Here is a 16,696-nt window from a genome sequence, read left to right as displayed (position 1 = left end):
ACTCACCCGTCCGCCGCTAACTTGTCCCCGAAGGAAAAAATCCGCTCGACTTGCATGTATTAGGCACGCCGCCAGCGTTCGTCCTGAGCCAGGATCAAACTCTCCATAAAAGAAAAGCTCAATAGCTCATTGACTTGCTAGCGAGATTTTTCAATCTCATTATGGTTGATTACTCAACCGATTTGCTTACTCACTCGTTGTTCAGTTTTCAAGGAACAATCGCTTACTTTTTATCATCGCCTCGTTTAGCGGCGACTTTTTCAATATACCACATTGGCATCTGTGATTGCAAGTCTTCTTTTCGAAAACTTTTACAGCCTGTCCGATCTAACGAATTTGACTGTTGCTCTCAAAGCGACGTTTTATACGTTAACATACGATTAGAGGATAAGTCAAGCACTTATCCTCTATTTTTTCTGTGCTTGGTAATTGCGGTTCCTGGCATACTTGGAAATCTCTTTGGGAGTCGCGAGCCGCGCATACATACGGAAGATCACTTTGTATCTGGACTCGATAGCACCCTTTATTTCTTGATCGATCCTTTTATCGTTTAAATCAAATAGCATTTCATCCAACTCTTTGCGAAGCACGTAGTCTAACTCTCTGCATTCCCTGTCATTGAACAAAAATCCTAGCATACATCCCTTCAAACCCCTCTCAACTGTAGAGATTTACGGCACATACAGTGTAATTCAGAACATTGGCGGGAATTGTTCGTCCGCTTCATTTCTGCCTTATTGTTATGCTCAGATTTTTACAGTTTTATGACTGGGATTTGAAAATATTTTACAAATGAACCAACCAGTAGGTAAGCGTGCTTTCGATAATCGCCGCAAGCAGGAGCAGTGCCACGATGGCCACGATCAGCGATTTACTCAATCGGAAGACATTCGCAAGCTCGCGCCGCGCTGTCCTTCTTTCAGCAGGAAGAAACAGCTGAGCCCCCATTTTCCAAACCAGCATGCCGACCTTCAACCCATATGCGCAAGCAATAAGAATAACTGGGATCTCAATAATACCGTGCGGCAGAATGCCCTTGAGAACAACGGAAAGCGTGCTTTCATTCGTCTGCAACGACAGTACGTAGCCTAGAATCATCCCATTGGCAACCAACATATACAAAGGAAGCACGCCGAAGAACAGACCTAGGAAGATGATCAGGATCGATTTTACCGCATTATTCAGAAAAATAAATATAAAGTACCAAATTTGCGGATTTTCCTTGGCACTAAGCGATTGGCTCACGGATTTTAGACCTTGCAACTGTCCTTCTAGAAAGAACGAATACCGATCCGAATTGGCCCAGCCCAAATAAAAACTAATTGCAAAAACGACCAATACAACGACAAAGTAATGCTTCATGTCGATAAAATGCCGAAGCAAATTTTTAAAATTCATGTCCATTCCTCCATGTCCCGAAGCATAAGTGCTTTGTGTACGAGCATACATTAGTTACTAAAAGATAAACAAGCTCTGCCATTCGCAGGTTAAAGGAGGTACAGGCTGTCTATGAACTATTTTTTCGTTTTTAATGCCAGCAAGCTCAAACAATATGTATTCATCGCACTAGCCGTTGTCTTTGCAGCTGCGATCGTGTACTCCGAGCAAAGTCATGTATCGGTCTTCATGAATTCTGAGCCGTCCGCGATTTACAGCGTACAGACCGAGAAAAAGGTGATCGCGCTAACCTTCGATATTTCTTGGGGGGAAGAGCGCGCCGAACCGATTGTGAAGACGCTCAAGGAGAATGGCGTCAGCGAAGCTACTTTCTTCTTATCTTCCCCATGGAGTAAAGCGCATCCGGAGGTCGTTGATCAAATCAAAAAAGCAGGCTTCGAAATCGGCAGTCATGGCAATGACTTCACGAACTACAGCAAGCTTGACGACGAAGAAATTCGCAAACAAATTTCTACAGCGCACAGTATTTTGACTGAATTGATCGGAAAAGAGCCCAATCTCATTCGACTGCCTAACGGAGATTTCGACAAACGCGTGCTGCGCATTGCTGACGATATGGGTTACTCGGTGATTCAATGGGATACCGATTCGCAGGATTGGCTAAACAAAGGCGTGGATACACTGATCAGCCGCGTTGTCAACAAAGCGCACCCTGGCGACATTGTTCTGTTGCATGCCAGCGACGCCTCGCTGCAAACGAATGAAGCTCTGCCAATCATCATTAAACAGCTCCGCGACAAAGGCTATCAATTCGTGACGGTGAGCGATCTCATCAAGCAAACCGAAGTGGATACTGTGCCTGTGGAAGACCAAGCCTAAAGCAGCTTCCCTACCTAAACAGAGAAAAAGAGCTAATGATTTAGCTCTTTTTGTTTTCCAATATTTTATGCAGGGTCAGGATTTGCCATGCATTGCACACAATCAGCGGTGCAAACATAAACAGTGTTGTCGCGGCATTATCCTCTTGGAGTGCAGGAACGGCTTCCAGCACAGTTACCACCGTCATGAAGAAAAGCGTTGGAATAAACGCGTTGCGGTTGGTCAATTTCACTTTCCAGTAGCCAATCCCTACCGCAAGGATAAGAATGACGAATGGCGTAATGAAATAACTCGACAATGAACCTGAACCATTTTTACGCAAATACACAAGATCAAACATAACGACAATGATGACAGCGAGCTGCAGCAGTTCCCACACGGTCTTGGACCTGATGATGCCAATCGCGATAAAACGGACAATTAAATAGGCGAAGAAGCCCATTTGACTGAGTAAACTGATAATGCCCCCGCCTAAAATCATAATAACCAAATTAAACCCATAGCCAGACAGGCCCATTACCGAAAAATCTTTGTCTGATAATTGAAGAATTAATCCGATCACCGTTGATACAACGATGCCCAATAACAAGGTTGTCCAAAATAAATGGAACCATTTCCGCAGCGTCAACTGATTTCCCTCCACGACTTTCAACTCTAATTGTTAATTGTACCAACCTTTCCGCGAAAAATCCAATGATAGCCTCTTATAATCTTCCCTTTTTCACACATACTACTGGTATATCATAAAGCTACGGGAAGGGAGATTCGGTCATGTTCACCACGACATTTAAAAAGGTTCATGTTATACCGATAATTTCGATGGCGGTCCTCCTGACTTCCTGCGGGACGGACAACTCCTCCCAGGGACAGTCGCAGGCCTACACCTACAAAGAGCAAAAGGCGATGGTTCTGGATATTCTCAAATCGGACGAGGGCAAAAAGGCGATCAGCGTAGCCAACCAAGCAATTATAAACGGTGAGGTCGGCACTAACAGCTTCGCTGGGCAATCTCAAATCAAACTGCTATCGGCGAACGAATCGTTGCAACTGCAAATGGCCGTGAAGGATGTTCTGACTGCCAAAGAGAACAATCAATTTCTAACCGACATGATGAAAGACCCGAAATTCGCCGGCGATTTCGCCAAAGCGATTCAGAAAGATACCAAGCAGATGTTCAAAGAATTGCTTAAAGATCCTACGTATCAAAAAGCGCTCATTGATGCGATGAAAAATCCTGAATACGAGAAGATGACCCTCGATGTCATGAAAACTGCGCCGTACCGCCAGCAAATGATGACCGTTATGGAGGAATCGTTGCAAAGCCCTCTGTTCAAGGCTCAAATGGTCGAGCTTTTGAAGGCTGCTATTGTTCAACAGACGAAGCAGGAGCAAGTCCCGGCCGCGCAGAGCGCATCGAAGGAGAATCAGTCGAAGGATAGTCAGGGGGATAAAGAGAAGGAGAAGGATGATTCGGGCTCTGATAAAAAAGAGGGCGACCAGAAGAGCGATTCCGATTCCGATTCGAGCTCATAAGCCATTCTGTTCAAAAAAGAAGCGTGCCGCAAGGCACGCTCTTTTCCTATTTTTCCAACTTCTGAATGACCGCTTCCGCTACTTCGAGGTACAGCTGCCCCGCTTTCGAATCGGCTTTGTACACTGATGGCGAATAATCCGACTCAGACACATGATTATCCGGTGCACCCAGCGGGATCTGCGCGAGCAAATCAGTATGCAGGTTCTCTGCGAGCTTAGCGCCGCCGCCTTTGCCGAACACATAATCGATGGTGCCGTCCTTAGCTTCGTAGTAGGACATATTCTCTACAATACCCAGGATTTCATGGTTCGTCTGAATGGCCATCGCCCCGGCTCTAGCTGCTACGAAAGAGGCTGTTGCGTGTGGCGTTGTGACGATGACTTCTTTGCTTTGCGGGATAAGCTGATGCACATCAAGCGCAACATCCCCGGTACCCGGTGGCAAGTCTAGCAGGATGTATTCAACATCGCCCCATTTCACTTCGTTGAAGAAGTTTCGCAGCATTTTGCCCAGCATCGGCCCCCGCCATACGACAGGCGCATTATCCTGCACGAAGAAGCCCATGGAGATGACTTTTACGCCAAATTTCTCAACCGGCATAATGACGTTGTCAACTAACTGCGGCTGCTCCTCGATCCCCATCATATCCGGAATGCTGAAGCCGTAGATGTCGGCGTCGATAATTCCGACCTTTTTCCCTTTGCGTGCGAGCGCAACAGCGAGGTTCACCGTCACCGTCGACTTGCCCACACCGCCCTTGCCGCTCGCTACCGCGATAAAATGCACCTTGGACTCTTGTCCCAGAATCGGCTGGTCGATCGGCGGCTGTACCGGTTTCTGTTGGGGCTGCGCGGCGTGTTCATGCTGATGTTGATGTTGATGTTGATTTCCGCCCGTCTCCTGCTCAATCCGGCCTCTTTCAAGGTCCGTAATAAGCCTGAACCGAATGTGCACCTGCGACGCTCCTAGCGCCCCAAGCGCGTCGGTAATAAATGCTTTTGCTTTTTCTTTATACCCTTCGTCGTCCGATGTCACAATGACACTTAAGGAGACGGCCTCTTCTTTAATCATGACGTCACGCACTAAGTTGAGCTCGACGACGCTCTTCTGAAATTGCGGATCTATGAGAGGCTGCAATGCTTCCATCAATTGATCTCGTTGAATCATAGCCACACACCTTTTGTTCGTAATCTACTTTTCCCTCGTGGCTTTTATTATATCACATTATGTTGTGGAACCCACTTTTTCCCCCGCAAAAAAGCGCAAGATGCCCTGATAGACCGATGCAGCCAGCATTTTCTGGTACTTTTCGTCCGCCAGCAGCTTTGCTTCTTCGGGATTAGACAGAAAGCCGACTTCAACAAGAGCGCTTGGCATTTTCAAGGTTTTCAGCAAATACACGGTTTTGTCCGCCACTTTCGCCACCCGGTCCGTGTTCTCCAGATTCCGCTTAATTTCGGATTGGATGAGGGCAGCCAGATTCGGATTATCCGGATTGTTTAAATAGTAGAACGTTTGTGCGCCTCTCCACTTCTCCGAAGGGATGCTGTTTAGGTGGATACTAAGAAATAGATCAGCGTTCGTATTATTGATCAGGTCAGCGCGGTTGTGAAGATCCTCGGTTTTCCGTTTGCTGTACCCTTTCGTTCCCGATTCCGCCAAATCGGTATCTGTTTCGCGCGTTAAGACGACCACAGCCCCCGCCTGCTGCAGGAAATCTCTCAGGTGAAGTGTAATGGCCAGGTTAATGTCCTTCTCAATCACCCCATCCTTGCTCGAAGCCCCGCCGTCAGGGCCTCCATGGCCCGCGTCTAAGGCGATTGTTTTGCCGGATAGGGGTAAGTTCCACTGCGAAACGGATTTCGATTGAGGAAGCTCATAGGCATAAATAAAAACAATGAGTGCGACTAGCATCGCAGAGAGCAGCAGCTTCAAGCTGCCGTGGAAGGTGAGCCACACTACCAGTCTTTTCTTTCTTTTACGCATAAAAAATCCACCTCTGTTCCCCTATAGACTCTGTAACATCTATATGGGACAGGGTGGACAAATATACCTTGTTATTCCTTCGACTACGCATTCCAGCTTACTTGTGCAGACCGCACTCCGTTTTCTCTGAGTTCGACCAACGTCCGGCGCGAGCGTCTTCCCCCGGCATTACTTGCCGCGTGCAGTGCGAGCAGCCGATACTCGGATAATTACGGTCATGAAGCGGATTGTAGATCACATTATGTTCGCGGATATAATTCCACACGTCTTCGGACGTCCAATCTGCCAATGGGTTGAATTTGATGAGACCGAATTTCACATCGTATTCCACTTTCTTCGCATTCGCACGTGTAGGCGCTTGGTCGCGGCGGATTCCGGTGATCCAGGCATCGTAATTTCTGAGAATATCCGTGAGTGGATCTACTTTACGAATGTTGCAGCATTGATTTGCGTCGGACTTCCAAAGCTCATCGCCATATTGCGTCGCTTGCTCTTCAAGCGTCAGCTTAGGAAGCACTTGAACGAACTTTTTACCGTAATGTTGCTCAAGACGGTCTCTCGTTTCATAAGTCTCTTGGAAATGCACGTTCGTATCTAAGTAGAAAATGTCAACGTTTGGATTGATTTTCTGCAGCATATCTACAAGCACGACATCTTCTGCGCCAAAGCTGCAAGCCAGTGTCAAACGGGGGAACGTCTCTATAGCAAGCTTCAGCAGCGCCTCTGGCGACTGGCTTTCAAATTCTTCTGCGGCCTTCGTAACAAATGCTTCTTTCTCAAATAGATTCATCTGCCGATTCCTCCAATGTCGTTAATTCCGACCAATATAATATGAATAATCTTATTATATCCGACTTCACCGCTATGTCAATCACTTTTGATCATTTTGGTATTAACTTCTTTTAAACTTTATTGAGCTAGGCGCATACCTAAAAAGAAGAACCTCTCCAACATATGCCGGAAAGGTTCTCGAGGTGTGCAAACGCACGAATATTAACGTTTGGAGAATTGAGGAGCGCGACGAGCTGCTTTCAAGCCGTACTTTTTACGCTCTTTCATACGGGAATCACGAGTCAGGAAGCCTGCCTTTTTCAGGGATCCACGGTACTCAGGATCAGCTTTCAACAATGCCCGGGAAATCCCGTGACGGATTGCGCCAGCTTGTCCGCTGATGCCGCCGCCGTTCGCGATAACCAGAACGTCGTATTTACCAACCGTTTCAGTCAACGCCAATGGTTGCTTCACGATCAATTTCAAAGTTTCAAGACCGAAATACTCATCTAACTCACGTTTATTAATGATGATGCGTCCTTCACCCGGTACAAGGCGCACACGCGCTACCGAATGTTTACGACGACCCGTTCCATAATATTGAACTTGTGCCACGAAACGTTCCTCCTTATATTAACCGCGAAGATTCCAAACTTCTGGTTGTTGTGCTTGGTGTGGGTGCTCTGCGCCACCGTAGACTTTCAGCTTTGTTTTCATGCTGTCGCCTAGGCGGTTCTTAGGAAGCATGCCATGTACGGCGAATTCGATCATGCGATCAGGTTTGCTGTTCAGCAGGTCCTGTGCAGAAGTCACTTTCAAACCACCTGGGTACAAAGAGTGACGGTAGTACATTTTGTTTTGCATTTTCTTACCAGTCAATTTGATCTGGGAAGCGTTGATGACGATTACGAAATCGCCTGTATCCACATGTGGAGTAAATTCCGGTTTGTGTTTACCGCGGATGATGCTTGCAACTTCACTTGCAAGACGGCCAAGAGTTTGGCCAGCAGCGTCAACGATGTACCATTTACGCTCTACTTCATTTGGCTTAGCCATATATGTGGTGCGCATGCTTAGTCCTCCTAAAAATATATCTCAAAATACGTAAGTTTATTGGCTTTGTTAATTTTACATAAAACTTGATGGATGTAGGTTTCTATGGTCAGGGGCTGTGGGATAGCCGACCACGAAACGCCAAGTTATATTTTACACGATTGTGCGTAAAGAATCAAGAGCGGAACGACAACTTTTTAATAATCGACCTTCCACAATGTTAACCCTTTAGCCTCAGCCGTAGGACCTGCCTGAGCCCTATCCTGTGCCTCAAGAACACGCTTCATATCACTGCTTGGACGCTTGCCTTCACCGATCTGAATGAGCGTGCCGACGATGATTCTGATCATGTTATACAAGAACCCATTGCCGGTTACAAACAACCGAATCCGGTGGATAGCACCGTCTGCGGCAAAGTCGTCAGATTCCGTCTCCAGTCGCACCTCATAGAGCGTTCTTACTTTTACTTCCTTATCCGTTCTCACCGTACAAAACGAAGTAAAATCATGTTCCCCGAGCAAACATGGCAATGCCTCTTTCATGGCCTCCACATTCAAGCGAGTAGGATGATGAAACTCATAGTTGCGATTAAAAACGTCAGGAAAGCGCGCGGTGCGAATCGTATAGCAATACGTTTTTCGCTTGGCTTCTCTGCGGGAGTGAAAAGAAGGAAGGACTTCTTCCGCGGTATGGGCAACGATGTCCTTGGGTAGTCTAGCATTTAGAGCTAGACACCAGCGTTCAATAGGAATCTGGGCATTCGTTGTAAAATTAATAACTTGCGCCTTGGCGTGGACACCGGCATCTGTACGGCCTGATGAGATCACCTTCACAGTCTCCCCCGTGAGCATCCAAATTGCCCGCTCAAGACGTTCCTGGATGGTATCCGAACGAGGTTGAATTTGAAAGCCGGAGTAGGCTGTGCCATCGTAGCTTATGGTAAAACGAAGATTTCTCAAGGGCTAATCCTCCTAGACTCACCCTAGCTGTCTAGCTAAGACCGCAAAAAAAGGGCTTCACAAGAATCTAATGATTCCGTCCACCCTTTCCCATCCGTCTTTTTATGCGCGATCTACTAGCTCTAGGTAAACCATTGGCGCTGCGTCGCCACGGCGTGGTCCCAGCTTCAGGATACGTGTGTATCCGCCTGGACGCTCGGAGTAGCGAGTTGCCAAATCAGAGAATAGTTTTTGAATCGCATCTTGATTCTCGTTAGCAGCTTCTCTACGAACAAAAGCAGCAACCTGACGGCGTGCGTGAAGATCTCCGCGTTTCGCAAGAGTAATTAACTTCTCAGCGATCGAACGAATTTCTTTTGCTTTTGCTTCAGTAGTTTGAATGCGCTCATGTATGAACAGATCTGTTACCAGATCGCGAAATAACGCTTTACGATTACTGGAATCGCGGTTCAACTTTCTGTAGTTCATTGAGTTAACCTCCTTCTGTCACGATTATTCCTCGTTACGTAGACCCAGACCCAGCTCTTCGAGTTTCTCTTGAACCTCTTCAAGGGATTTACGACCTAAGTTACGAACTTTCATCATGTCTTCTTCTGTTTTGGTAATCAGTTCTTGAACGGTGTTAATACCCGCACGCTTCAAGCAGTTGTAAGAACGAACAGAGAGATCCAGCTCTTCGATTGTCATCTCCAGAACTTTCTCTTTCTTGTCTTCTTCTTTCTCAACCATAATCTCAGCGTCTTTTGCTTCATCCGTTAAACCAACGAACAACAGCAAATGTTCTGTCAGGATTTTCGCGCCCAAGCTTACTGCTTCTTCAGGTCGAATACTGCCATCAGTCCACACTTCGAGGGTCAACTTATCATAGTTCGTCACTTGGCCGACGCGAGTATTCTCAATTGAGTAGTTTACCCGTGTAATAGGCGTATAGATGGAATCAATCGGAATAACACCGATCGGTTGATCTTCTCGCTTATTTTTGTCTGATTGGACGTAACCGCGCCCTCTGCCCGCATGAATTCTCATATGAAGACGCGCATCGGAAGAAAGCGTAGCAATGTGCAGATCCGGGTTAAGGATCTCCACGTCGCTATCACCGCGGATATCCGCCGCAGTGATAATGCCTTCTCCTTCAGCATCAATTTCAAGCACTTTCTCCTCATCGGAGTGAATTTTCAACGACAGACCTTTCAGATTGAGGATAATTTCCGTTACATCCTCAAGCACGCCAGGAATCGTCGAAAATTCATGCAAAACGCCATCGATTTGGACAGAGGTTACTGCTGCCCCCGGTAAAGAGGACAGTAAGATACGACGTAGTGAGTTACCTAAGGTTGTACCGTAGCCGCGCTCCAATGGCTCGATGATAAAACGACCATACGCGCCATCTTCGCTTAAAGCTACAGTTTCGATTTTTGGCTTTTCGATTTCGATCATGAAATGTACCCTCCATTCAATACGTCGGTTCCCTCTGGATTACTTCGTTCAAAAAAGTCTAGTATATCTATCCTTCAAACCATTATTCACGATTTTGGAATAATTATACTACAAAGTGATCCTGAATTATACGCGACGACGTTTTGGAGGACGGCAGCCATTGTGCGGAACCGGCGTCACGTCTTTAATCAGGTTTACTTCAAGACCTGCTGCTTGCAAAGAGCGGATTGCTGCTTCGCGGCCAGCGCCTGGACCTTTAACCATCACTTCAACAGTTTTCAAGCCGTGCTCCATTGCTGCTTTAGCTGCTTTCTCAGCTGCCATTTGCGCTGCGAATGGTGTGCTTTTACGGGAACCTTTGAAACCAAGGTTACCGGAACTTGCCCAAGAAATTGCGTTACCATGCGGATCCGTAATTGTAACGATCGTATTGTTAAATGTGGAACGGATGTGTGCAACACCGCTCTCAATATTTTTCCGGTCACGACGTTTCGTACGGACAACTTTTTTAGGCTTTGCCATTTAGCTCTTACCTCCTTTATTATTTCTTTTTATTCGCTACTGTACGACGAGGACCTTTACGCGTACGAGCATTTGTTTTAGTACGTTGACCACGAACAGGAAGACCACGACGGTGACGAAGACCGCGGTAGGATCCGATTTCGATCAAGCGTTTGATGTTCAGAGAGATTTCACGACGAAGATCCCCTTCTACTTTCAGGGTTTTGTCGATTACATCACGGATTTTGCTAACTTCGTCTTCGGTAAGGTCGCGAACGCGAGTACTACCGTTGATACCAGTTTCAGCAATAATTTTTTGTGCAGTTGTATTGCCAATACCGAAAATGTAAGTCAACGCGATTACGACTCGTTTGTCACGAGGTAAGTCAACACCAGCTAAACGTGCCATCTACAGATTGCACCTCCTTCTAACCTTGTTTTTGTTTGTGCTTAGGATTTTCACAGATAACCATAACATTGCCTTTACGGCGAATTACTTTGCATTTCTCGCAAATCGGTTTTACCGACGGTCTCACTTTCATTTTAAGCTCTCCTCCTTTTCATCGTAAGCAACCATGTTGCGTTTTCGTGAGAAAACTTGCTTCGTAAGCATACGCCTTGAGAGAGTAACTTACTTGTAAACCCGAACATTTATTTGAAACGGTAGGTTATACGGCCTCTCGTTAAATCGTAAGGCGATAATTCTACGGTAACCTTGTCTCCAGGCAAAATGCGAATGAAGTGCATTCTGATTTTACCGGATACATGGGCTAAGATTTTATGACCATTTTCCAATTCAACTTTAAACATTGCATTCGGAAGAGGTTCAATCACTGTACCTTCTACTTCAATTACATCTTCTTTGGCCACAGTCATTCTCCTTTCTCTTGTGCTTCAACGAATTTGGCAAGCGCATGCCGCAGCTTCCCGTTCGTGACACGTCCTGTTTCCCTGATGCTTTCATCTACTTCACTGCTAATCTGATCTTGTAACTGAAGATGATGCAGGTTCTTCTTTTTCGGCTGATCGAATTTACGATTGACGCCATCGGCAAGCCAGACAAACCGTTCATCCTCGATGCCGATCACAATCGCATATTCCCCGGGATCTTTACCGCGAAGCACCTTTACGATTTGACCTATGACAGGATGCTTACTATTCATGCCCATTCACCTACGATCTAGGCAAAGTTAATATTTCATAACCCGTCGCCGTTATCGCAACCGTATGTTCGAAGTGGGCACACAGCGAGCGGTCCGCCGTCACGACCGTCCAATCGTCTTCGAGTGTTTGGACAAATCTTTCGCCAACGTTCACCATCGGTTCAATGGCTAAGACCATGCCTGGTTTGAGTCTAGGACCTTTATCAGGGATTCCATAGTTCGGAATTTGAGGTTCTTCGTGAAGATCTGTTCCGATTCCGTGACCAACGTATTCGATAACCACGGAGAAGCCTGCGTCTTCAATACAAGTTTGGATTGCATGCGACAGCGTGTAGAGTCTGACATCCGGTTTCGCTTCTGCGATCCCCCGGTAAAGCGATTGTTCCGTCACCTGCAGCAAACGCTGTGCGGTTTCGGAAATTTCACCGACCGGATACGTCCATGCAGAATCTCCATGATAACCTTTATACTGAGCACCAATATCAATGGAGATGATATCGCCCTCAGCCAGCTTTCTTGGACCAGGAATACCATGAACTAATTCTTCGTTGACTGAAGCACAAATGCTTCCAGGAAAACCGTTATAGCCTTTGAAAGATGGAATCGCTCCCTGACTGCGAATGAATTCCTCTGCGATCTGATCAAGTTCTTTCGTTGTAATGTTCGGACGAATCGCCCTTGAGAGCAGTCTGTGCGTTTCAGCTACGATCCGCCCAGCTTCTCGCATAAGGTCTAGTTCAACCTCGGACTTACAAATGATCATTCCGCTAAACCTCGGAGCAGCGAGCTGATTTGCTCGGTTACCGCATGAATGTCTTGCTCTCCGTTAACCTCACGCAATAATTCCCTCTTTTGGTAGTAATCCAGCAGCGGAGCCGTTTTGTTGATGTACTCATCCAAACGAGTTCCGACTTTCTCTTCCGTATCATCCGAACGTTGGTACAACTCACCGGAACATTTATCGCATACGCCTTCTTGCTGAGGTGGGTTGAAAATCACATGATACGTAGAACCACAGGATTTACAAATTCTTCGGCCAGTCAGTCTAGCTAGCAAGAAGCTGCGATCAACGGAAAGATTGATAACAAGCTCAATCTTCTTACCTAAGGAATCCACGATATCAGACAATGCATCTGCTTGTGCTACCGTTCTTGGGAAACCATCAAGCAAAAATCCTTTATCACAATCCGGTTGGGCAAGACGCTCTTTCACAATACCGTTCGTAATTTCATCCGGAACCAGAAGGCCCTGATCCACATATTTCTTAGCCTCAACACCCAGCGGAGTGCCTTGGCTCATCGCCAAACGAAACGCATCGCCTGTCGAGATATGAGGAATTTGAAATTCGGAAACGATCTTCTCTGCTTGCGTACCTTTGCCTGCACCAGGAGGCCCCATAAATATTACGTTCACAAATTAAACCTCCCCATCGCACTCGGCATTACGAACAGCACAATAGGTGCCGATGTCGCAAGAATCGCGCACCAGAACCTATATGCTATTTATTGATAAATCCTTTGTAATGACGCTTAATCAATTGGCTCTCGATTTGCTTCATCGTCTCAAGACCAACGCCTACTACGATAAGTAAAGATGTACCACCTATCTTAACCGAACTAGGAAGTCCGGCAAGTCCGCCAAACAACATTGGTAGGATTGAGATTGCTGCAAGAAACAAAGCACCAGAAAGAGTAATTCTAGTCATTACGCGAGTCAGATAAGTCGAAGTGGTTTTACCCGGTCTAATCCCAGGTATGTAGCCACCGTTTTTCTTCATCTGGTCCGCCATTTGTACCGGATTAATTTGGACGAAGGTGTAAAAGTAAGTGAACCCGATAATCAGCAGTACATAAAGTACGATCGCTAATGGCGCAGTTTGGTTAATGCTCAGGTTGTTGATGATCCATTCTGCCACACCGTTACCTCTCCAATAGCTCGCTATTGTTGGAGGGAACATCAATAGGGACAATGCAAAGATTACAGGGATAACACCCGCGGCATTCACTTTAAGTGGAATGTGCGTTGTTTGTCCGCCATACATTTTACGACCGACGACGCGTTTGGCATATTGTACAGGGATTTTCCGAACACCCTGCTGTACAAAGATGACACCCGCGATAATCAGGATAATGACGACAGCAATAATAATCAGCTTCACAATATTCAGAAACAGAGCTGCGTCCGAAGCGAAAAGCGATTTATAGATTTGCTGGATCCCCGTAGGAATCGCCGCGACGATACCGGCAAAGATGATAATGGAAATACCATTTCCAATCCCATACTCCGTGATTTGCTCCCCAAGCCACATCAAGAAAGCTGTACCAGCTGTCAGTACGATCGCGATTAGCGCATAAGTTGTAAAGCCAGCATCAATCACCAAACCGTTGTAAAGGCGGTTAAATCCGATGGAAAGACCGAAGGCTTGAATCAACCCAAGAACAATCGTACCGTAACGAGTCACCTGCGTCATTTTCTTTCTGCCAACATCGCCTTCTTTTGCCCATTGCGCAAAGCGCGGGACGACGTCCATGGACAAAAGCTGAACGATAATCGATGCCGTGATATAGGGCATAATTCCCATCGCAAAGATGGAGAATTGGAAAAGAGCACCGCCCGAAAACGTGTTAAGCAAACCAAAGACATCGCTTTGATTCGCTTGATCTTGAAGTTTCAAAACATCTGTATTAATGTTAGGCACCGGAATGAACGCGCCTAACCGGTAGACGATGAGCAAGAGAAGTGTAAAGACAATCCTTCTGCGAAGATCTTCTACTTTAAAGATGTTGGCAATGGTACTGAACATTAAATCACCTCGGTTTGACCGCCGGCAGCTTGGATTTTCTCAATCGCCGATTGAGAGAACTTATTCGCTTTAACGGTTAATTTTACTGTGATTTCACCGTTCCCTAGGATTTTGATGCCATCTTTAGGGGCTTTAACAATACCAGACTCCATCAAAACTTCAGGAGTGATTTCAGTACCAGCTGCGAAATTGTTCAGATCTTCCAGATTCACGATCGCGTATTCCGTACGGAAACGGTTCGTGAAACCGCGTTTAGGTAGACGACGGTACAATGGGTTTTGACCACCCTCGAAACCAGGACGTACACCGCCACCGGAACGTGCATTTTGACCTTTATGTCCGCGAGTTGATGTTTTACCCATGCCGCTACCTGTACCACGTCCAACACGCTTACGAGTTTGACGAGCACCAGTTGCAGAACTTAGCTCATGTAACTTCATCGTTGCACACCTCCTCTAAATCTTAATTATATCTCATTTAAGCTTCGATTTCTTTAACTTCTACAAGATGGCTAACTTGATTAACCATTCCTCTGATCGCAGCATTATCTTGGTGAACAACTGTTTGGTTCAGCTTGCGCAGACCCAGTGTTTTCACAGTAATGCGTTGCGTTTCAGGACGGCCAATCAGGCTACGCTTTAGGGTAACTTGTAATTGTTTCGCCATGTTTACCCCTCCTAACCTAACAGTTCTTGAACTGTTTTGCCGCGAAGCTTAGCAACTTCTTCCGCTTTTTTCAAGCGGCTCAAGCCTTCAAGCGTTGCGTTTACCATGTTCATGGAGTTCGAAGAACCTAGGGATTTTGTCAAAATATCGCCGATACCAGCAAGTTCAAGTACTGCACGTACTGGACCACCAGCGATAACACCAGTACCTTGGGATGCCGGTTTCAACAGAACGCGGCCTGCGCCAAAGCGACCAGTTACAAGGTGAGGAATCGAAGTGCCTACGATTGGAACGTGGATCAAGTTCTTCTTCGCGTCTTCAATGCCTTTACGGATCGCATCTGGAACTTCAGATGCTTTACCGATGCCTGCACCAACCCAGCCCTTGCCGTCGCCAACGACAACAAGTGCGCTGAAGCTGAAACGACGTCCGCCTTTAACTACTTTAGCTACGCGGTTAATGTTAACAACTTTTTCAGTCAGCTCTAAAGTATTAGGATCTACACGCAAGTCTTTTACCTCCTTATAAATGTTTTCTTAGAATTCAAGACCAGCTTCACGAGCTGCGTCAGCCAATGCTTGCACACGTCCGTGGTACAGGTATCCGCCGCGGTCAAAAACCACTTGCTGAACACCTTTTTCTTTTGCGCGAGCCGCGATCAAAGCGCCCACTTTACGAGCAGCTTCAACGTTGCCGCCGTTGCCGATTTCGCTTTTCAAATCTTTATCTTGAGTCGATGCCGATACGATTGTTACTCCCGTCGTGTCATCGATAAGTTGAGCGTACATATGTTTCGAAGAACGGAAAATGTTCAAACGCGGGCGAGCTGTAGTTCCTTCGATTTTCTTACGAACACGAAGGTGTCTTTTCAAACGAGCTTTGTTTTTATCGCCTTTAGTAATCATTTAATCTTGCACTCCTTTCATCAGCTTATGATGCGAGGTTGCGGCTTACATCAAGCCGTGATCTTACGATCTTATTTTTTCTTACCTGCTTTACCTTCTTTACGAAGGATGCGCTCGCCTTCATACTTGATTCCTTTACCTTTATACGGCTCAGGTTCACGTACGGAACGAACTTTTGCTGCAATCGCGCCTACGCGCTCTTTGTCGATCCCTTTAACGATAATTTTCGTGTTCGAAGGAACTTCGAACTCGATACCGGATTCAGGGGTGATTTCAACCGGGTGGGAGTAACCAACGTTCAGAACCAGCTTGTCGCCGGATTTGTTAGCACGGTAACCAACGCCGACCAGTTCCAAAGATTTCGTGAAGCCTTCCGTAACGCCACTAACCATGTTAGCTACAACACTGCGAGTTGTACCGTGAAGGGAACGGTGGAGTTTATTGTCGGAAGGACGCTCAACAGAAATCTCGTTTTCAAGAACACTAACTTTCATATCTTGATGAAGCTCACGGGAAAGCGAACCTTTTGGACCTTTAACCGTGATTTGAGAATTCTCTAGTGTTACATTTACACCACTTGGAATGGTGATTGGCTTACGACCAATACGAGACATGTTTGCACCTCCATTCAATTACAATTG

26 protein-coding genes and 1 rRNA gene are annotated in these 16,696 nt (G+C 46.3%); 2 read left to right on the top strand and 25 right to left on the bottom strand.

Annotation, left to right across the window (positions count from 1 at the left end; translation table 11 throughout):
• The 3 genes from ABE504_RS31420 to ABE504_RS31410 form a co-directional block, all read right to left on the bottom strand.
• Positions 1 to 110 (bottom strand): 16S ribosomal RNA (locus ABE504_RS31420); the annotation flags it as partial.
• A 297-nt stretch (positions 111 to 407) separates the two neighbouring features.
• Positions 408 to 638 carry a hypothetical protein gene (locus tag ABE504_RS31415; protein ID WP_090826664.1) on the bottom strand — a complete coding sequence of 77 codons (231 nt, stop codon included), beginning with the start codon at positions 636 to 638 and terminating at the stop codon, positions 408 to 410.
• A gap of 148 nt (positions 639 to 786) precedes the next feature.
• Positions 787 to 1,398, bottom strand: coding sequence for a stage II sporulation protein M (locus ABE504_RS31410; protein ID WP_430096509.1), 612 nt, complete (start codon positions 1,396 to 1,398; stop codon positions 787 to 789).
• 111 nt (positions 1,399 to 1,509) lie between these two features.
• Between ABE504_RS31410 and pdaB the strand changes: the two genes are divergently transcribed.
• Entirely contained in the window at positions 1,510 to 2,277 is a 768-nt protein-coding gene (gene pdaB, locus ABE504_RS31405) for a polysaccharide deacetylase family sporulation protein PdaB (protein ID WP_430096508.1), read from the top strand.
• Between the two features lie 40 nt (positions 2,278 to 2,317).
• On the opposite strand, the gene ABE504_RS31400 is transcribed toward pdaB, so the two are convergent.
• Complete coding sequence (locus ABE504_RS31400; protein WP_430096506.1) at positions 2,318 to 2,905, bottom strand: KinB-signaling pathway activation protein; 588 nt, start codon at positions 2,903 to 2,905, stop codon at positions 2,318 to 2,320.
• 143 nt (positions 2,906 to 3,048) lie between these two features.
• Here ABE504_RS31400 and gerD point away from each other — a divergent pair, with 143 nt between their 5' ends.
• Entirely contained in the window at positions 3,049 to 3,810 is a 762-nt protein-coding gene (gene gerD, locus ABE504_RS31395) for a spore germination lipoprotein GerD (RefSeq protein ID WP_430096504.1), read from the top strand.
• A 46-nt stretch (positions 3,811 to 3,856) separates the two neighbouring features.
• Here gerD and ABE504_RS31390 read toward each other — a convergent pair whose 3' ends face one another.
• The 21 genes from ABE504_RS31390 to rplF all read right to left on the bottom strand — a co-directional run bounded on the left by ABE504_RS31390 (position 3,857) and on the right by rplF (position 16,669).
• Positions 3,857 to 4,978 carry a P-loop NTPase gene (locus ABE504_RS31390; RefSeq protein ID WP_430096502.1) on the bottom strand — a complete coding sequence of 374 codons (1,122 nt, stop codon included), beginning with the start codon at positions 4,976 to 4,978 and terminating at the stop codon, positions 3,857 to 3,859.
• A gap of 57 nt (positions 4,979 to 5,035) precedes the next feature.
• Positions 5,036 to 5,797 carry an N-acetylmuramoyl-L-alanine amidase CwlD gene (gene cwlD, locus ABE504_RS31385; protein ID WP_430096500.1) on the bottom strand — a complete coding sequence of 254 codons (762 nt, stop codon included), beginning with the start codon at positions 5,795 to 5,797 and terminating at the stop codon, positions 5,036 to 5,038.
• Between the two features lie 97 nt (positions 5,798 to 5,894).
• Positions 5,895 to 6,587 (bottom strand): phosphoadenylyl-sulfate reductase, encoded by a 693-nt coding sequence (locus ABE504_RS31380; RefSeq protein WP_430096498.1) that lies wholly within the window; start codon positions 6,585 to 6,587, stop codon positions 5,895 to 5,897.
• 203 nt (positions 6,588 to 6,790) lie between these two features.
• Positions 6,791 to 7,183 (bottom strand): 30S ribosomal protein S9, encoded by a 393-nt coding sequence (gene rpsI, locus ABE504_RS31375; RefSeq protein WP_126144071.1) that lies wholly within the window; start codon positions 7,181 to 7,183, stop codon positions 6,791 to 6,793.
• Between the two features lie 18 nt (positions 7,184 to 7,201).
• On the bottom strand, positions 7,202 to 7,639 hold the full coding sequence (gene rplM / locus ABE504_RS31370; protein ID WP_126144072.1) for a 50S ribosomal protein L13: 438 nt from the start codon (positions 7,637 to 7,639) through the stop codon (positions 7,202 to 7,204).
• A 179-nt stretch (positions 7,640 to 7,818) separates the two neighbouring features.
• The gene (gene truA, locus ABE504_RS31365) at positions 7,819 to 8,580 is read right to left on the bottom strand and encodes a tRNA pseudouridine(38-40) synthase TruA (protein ID WP_430096496.1); all 762 of its coding nucleotides are present in this window, start codon (positions 8,578 to 8,580) and stop codon (positions 7,819 to 7,821) included.
• Positions 8,581 to 8,682: 102 nt separating this feature from the next.
• Positions 8,683 to 9,048, bottom strand: coding sequence for a 50S ribosomal protein L17 (rplQ, locus tag ABE504_RS31360; protein WP_057304263.1), 366 nt, complete (start codon positions 9,046 to 9,048; stop codon positions 8,683 to 8,685).
• A gap of 24 nt (positions 9,049 to 9,072) precedes the next feature.
• Positions 9,073 to 10,017: a DNA-directed RNA polymerase subunit alpha gene (locus ABE504_RS31355; protein ID WP_126144074.1), complete on the bottom strand. Its 945-nt coding sequence runs from the start codon at positions 10,015 to 10,017 to the stop codon at positions 9,073 to 9,075.
• 126 nt (positions 10,018 to 10,143) lie between these two features.
• Positions 10,144 to 10,539: a 30S ribosomal protein S11 gene (gene rpsK / locus ABE504_RS31350; RefSeq protein ID WP_028557470.1), complete on the bottom strand. Its 396-nt coding sequence runs from the start codon at positions 10,537 to 10,539 to the stop codon at positions 10,144 to 10,146.
• A gap of 19 nt (positions 10,540 to 10,558) precedes the next feature.
• Positions 10,559 to 10,927: a 30S ribosomal protein S13 gene (rpsM, locus tag ABE504_RS31345; RefSeq protein ID WP_126144075.1), complete on the bottom strand. Its 369-nt coding sequence runs from the start codon at positions 10,925 to 10,927 to the stop codon at positions 10,559 to 10,561.
• Positions 10,928 to 10,946: 19 nt separating this feature from the next.
• Entirely contained in the window at positions 10,947 to 11,060 is a 114-nt protein-coding gene (gene rpmJ / locus ABE504_RS31340) for a 50S ribosomal protein L36 (protein ID WP_003333770.1), read from the bottom strand.
• Positions 11,061 to 11,169: 109 nt separating this feature from the next.
• Entirely contained in the window at positions 11,170 to 11,388 is a 219-nt protein-coding gene (gene infA, locus ABE504_RS31335; RefSeq protein ID WP_009676800.1) for a translation initiation factor IF-1, read from the bottom strand.
• Positions 11,389 to 11,390: 2 nt separating this feature from the next.
• Positions 11,391 to 11,681 carry a hypothetical protein gene (locus ABE504_RS31330; protein WP_430096494.1) on the bottom strand — a complete coding sequence of 97 codons (291 nt, stop codon included), beginning with the start codon at positions 11,679 to 11,681 and terminating at the stop codon, positions 11,391 to 11,393.
• Between the two features lie 10 nt (positions 11,682 to 11,691).
• Positions 11,692 to 12,444, bottom strand: a complete 753-nt coding sequence (map, locus tag ABE504_RS31325) for a type I methionyl aminopeptidase (RefSeq protein ID WP_126144077.1) — start codon at positions 12,442 to 12,444, stop codon at positions 11,692 to 11,694.
• Positions 12,441 to 13,094, bottom strand: a complete 654-nt coding sequence (locus ABE504_RS31320; RefSeq protein WP_126144078.1) for an adenylate kinase — start codon at positions 13,092 to 13,094, stop codon at positions 12,441 to 12,443. Before ABE504_RS31320 ends, map begins: the two co-directional genes overlap by 4 nt.
• Positions 13,095 to 13,179: 85 nt before the next feature.
• Complete coding sequence (gene secY / locus ABE504_RS31315) at positions 13,180 to 14,484, bottom strand: preprotein translocase subunit SecY (protein ID WP_430096492.1); 1,305 nt, start codon at positions 14,482 to 14,484, stop codon at positions 13,180 to 13,182.
• Positions 14,484 to 14,924, bottom strand: a complete 441-nt coding sequence (gene rplO, locus ABE504_RS31310; RefSeq protein WP_430096490.1) for a 50S ribosomal protein L15 — start codon at positions 14,922 to 14,924, stop codon at positions 14,484 to 14,486. The genes secY and rplO overlap by 1 nt, the downstream gene beginning before the upstream one ends.
• Before the next feature lie 37 nt (positions 14,925 to 14,961).
• The gene (rpmD, locus tag ABE504_RS31305) at positions 14,962 to 15,150 is read right to left on the bottom strand and encodes a 50S ribosomal protein L30 (protein WP_126144081.1); all 189 of its coding nucleotides are present in this window, start codon (positions 15,148 to 15,150) and stop codon (positions 14,962 to 14,964) included.
• 11 nt (positions 15,151 to 15,161) lie between these two features.
• Entirely contained in the window at positions 15,162 to 15,659 is a 498-nt protein-coding gene (rpsE, locus tag ABE504_RS31300) for a 30S ribosomal protein S5 (protein ID WP_126144082.1), read from the bottom strand.
• A 27-nt stretch (positions 15,660 to 15,686) separates the two neighbouring features.
• Positions 15,687 to 16,055, bottom strand: coding sequence for a 50S ribosomal protein L18 (gene rplR / locus ABE504_RS31295; protein WP_126144083.1), 369 nt, complete (start codon positions 16,053 to 16,055; stop codon positions 15,687 to 15,689).
• A gap of 71 nt (positions 16,056 to 16,126) precedes the next feature.
• Positions 16,127 to 16,669: a 50S ribosomal protein L6 gene (gene rplF, locus ABE504_RS31290; protein ID WP_430096487.1), complete on the bottom strand. Its 543-nt coding sequence runs from the start codon at positions 16,667 to 16,669 to the stop codon at positions 16,127 to 16,129.
• Positions 16,670 to 16,696: the final 27 nt, after the last annotated feature.

Origin of the sequence: Paenibacillus oryzisoli (assembly GCF_050467285.1) — a bacterium.
In the GTDB taxonomy this organism is placed as follows: domain Bacteria; phylum Bacillota; class Bacilli; order Paenibacillales; family NBRC-103111; genus Paenibacillus_E; species Paenibacillus_E oryzisoli_A.
This window is presented reverse-complemented; position numbering and strand designations above follow the sequence as displayed.

Coding starts and splice junctions, on each gene's coding strand:
- ABE504_RS31415 (WP_090826664.1), bottom strand. CDS start 638: ATGCTAGGATTTTTGTTCAATGACAGGGAATGCAGAGAGTTAGACTAC.
- ABE504_RS31410 (WP_430096509.1), bottom strand. CDS start 1,398: ATGAATTTTAAAAATTTGCTTCGGCATTTTATCGACATGAAGCATTAC.
- pdaB (WP_430096508.1), top strand. CDS start 1,510: ATGAACTATTTTTTCGTTTTTAATGCCAGCAAGCTCAAACAATATGTA.
- gerD (WP_430096504.1), top strand. CDS start 3,049: ATGTTCACCACGACATTTAAAAAGGTTCATGTTATACCGATAATTTCG.
- ABE504_RS31390 (WP_430096502.1), bottom strand. CDS start 4,978: ATGATTCAACGAGATCAATTGATGGAAGCATTGCAGCCTCTCATAGAT.
- cwlD (WP_430096500.1), bottom strand. CDS start 5,797: ATGCGTAAAAGAAAGAAAAGACTGGTAGTGTGGCTCACCTTCCACGGC.
- ABE504_RS31380 (WP_430096498.1), bottom strand. CDS start 6,587: ATGAATCTATTTGAGAAAGAAGCATTTGTTACGAAGGCCGCAGAAGAA.
- rplM (WP_126144072.1), bottom strand. CDS start 7,639: ATGCGCACCACATATATGGCTAAGCCAAATGAAGTAGAGCGTAAATGG.
- rplQ (WP_057304263.1), bottom strand. CDS start 9,048: ATGAACTACAGAAAGTTGAACCGCGATTCCAGTAATCGTAAAGCGTTA.
- ABE504_RS31355 (WP_126144074.1), bottom strand. CDS start 10,017: ATGATCGAAATCGAAAAGCCAAAAATCGAAACTGTAGCTTTAAGCGAA.
- rpsK (WP_028557470.1), bottom strand. CDS start 10,539: ATGGCAAAGCCTAAAAAAGTTGTCCGTACGAAACGTCGTGACCGGAAA.
- rpsM (WP_126144075.1), bottom strand. CDS start 10,927: ATGGCACGTTTAGCTGGTGTTGACTTACCTCGTGACAAACGAGTCGTA.
- rpmJ (WP_003333770.1), bottom strand. CDS start 11,060: ATGAAAGTGAGACCGTCGGTAAAACCGATTTGCGAGAAATGCAAAGTA.
- ABE504_RS31330 (WP_430096494.1), bottom strand. CDS start 11,681: ATGAATAGTAAGCATCCTGTCATAGGTCAAATCGTAAAGGTGCTTCGC.
- map (WP_126144077.1), bottom strand. CDS start 12,444: ATGATCATTTGTAAGTCCGAGGTTGAACTAGACCTTATGCGAGAAGCT.
- secY (WP_430096492.1), bottom strand. CDS start 14,484: ATGTTCAGTACCATTGCCAACATCTTTAAAGTAGAAGATCTTCGCAGA.
- rplO (WP_430096490.1), bottom strand. CDS start 14,924: ATGAAGTTACATGAGCTAAGTTCTGCAACTGGTGCTCGTCAAACTCGT.
- rpmD (WP_126144081.1), bottom strand. CDS start 15,150: ATGGCGAAACAATTACAAGTTACCCTAAAGCGTAGCCTGATTGGCCGT.
- rplR (WP_126144083.1), bottom strand. CDS start 16,055: ATGATTACTAAAGGCGATAAAAACAAAGCTCGTTTGAAAAGACACCTT.
- rplF (WP_430096487.1), bottom strand. CDS start 16,669: ATGTCTCGTATTGGTCGTAAGCCAATCACCATTCCAAGTGGTGTAAAT.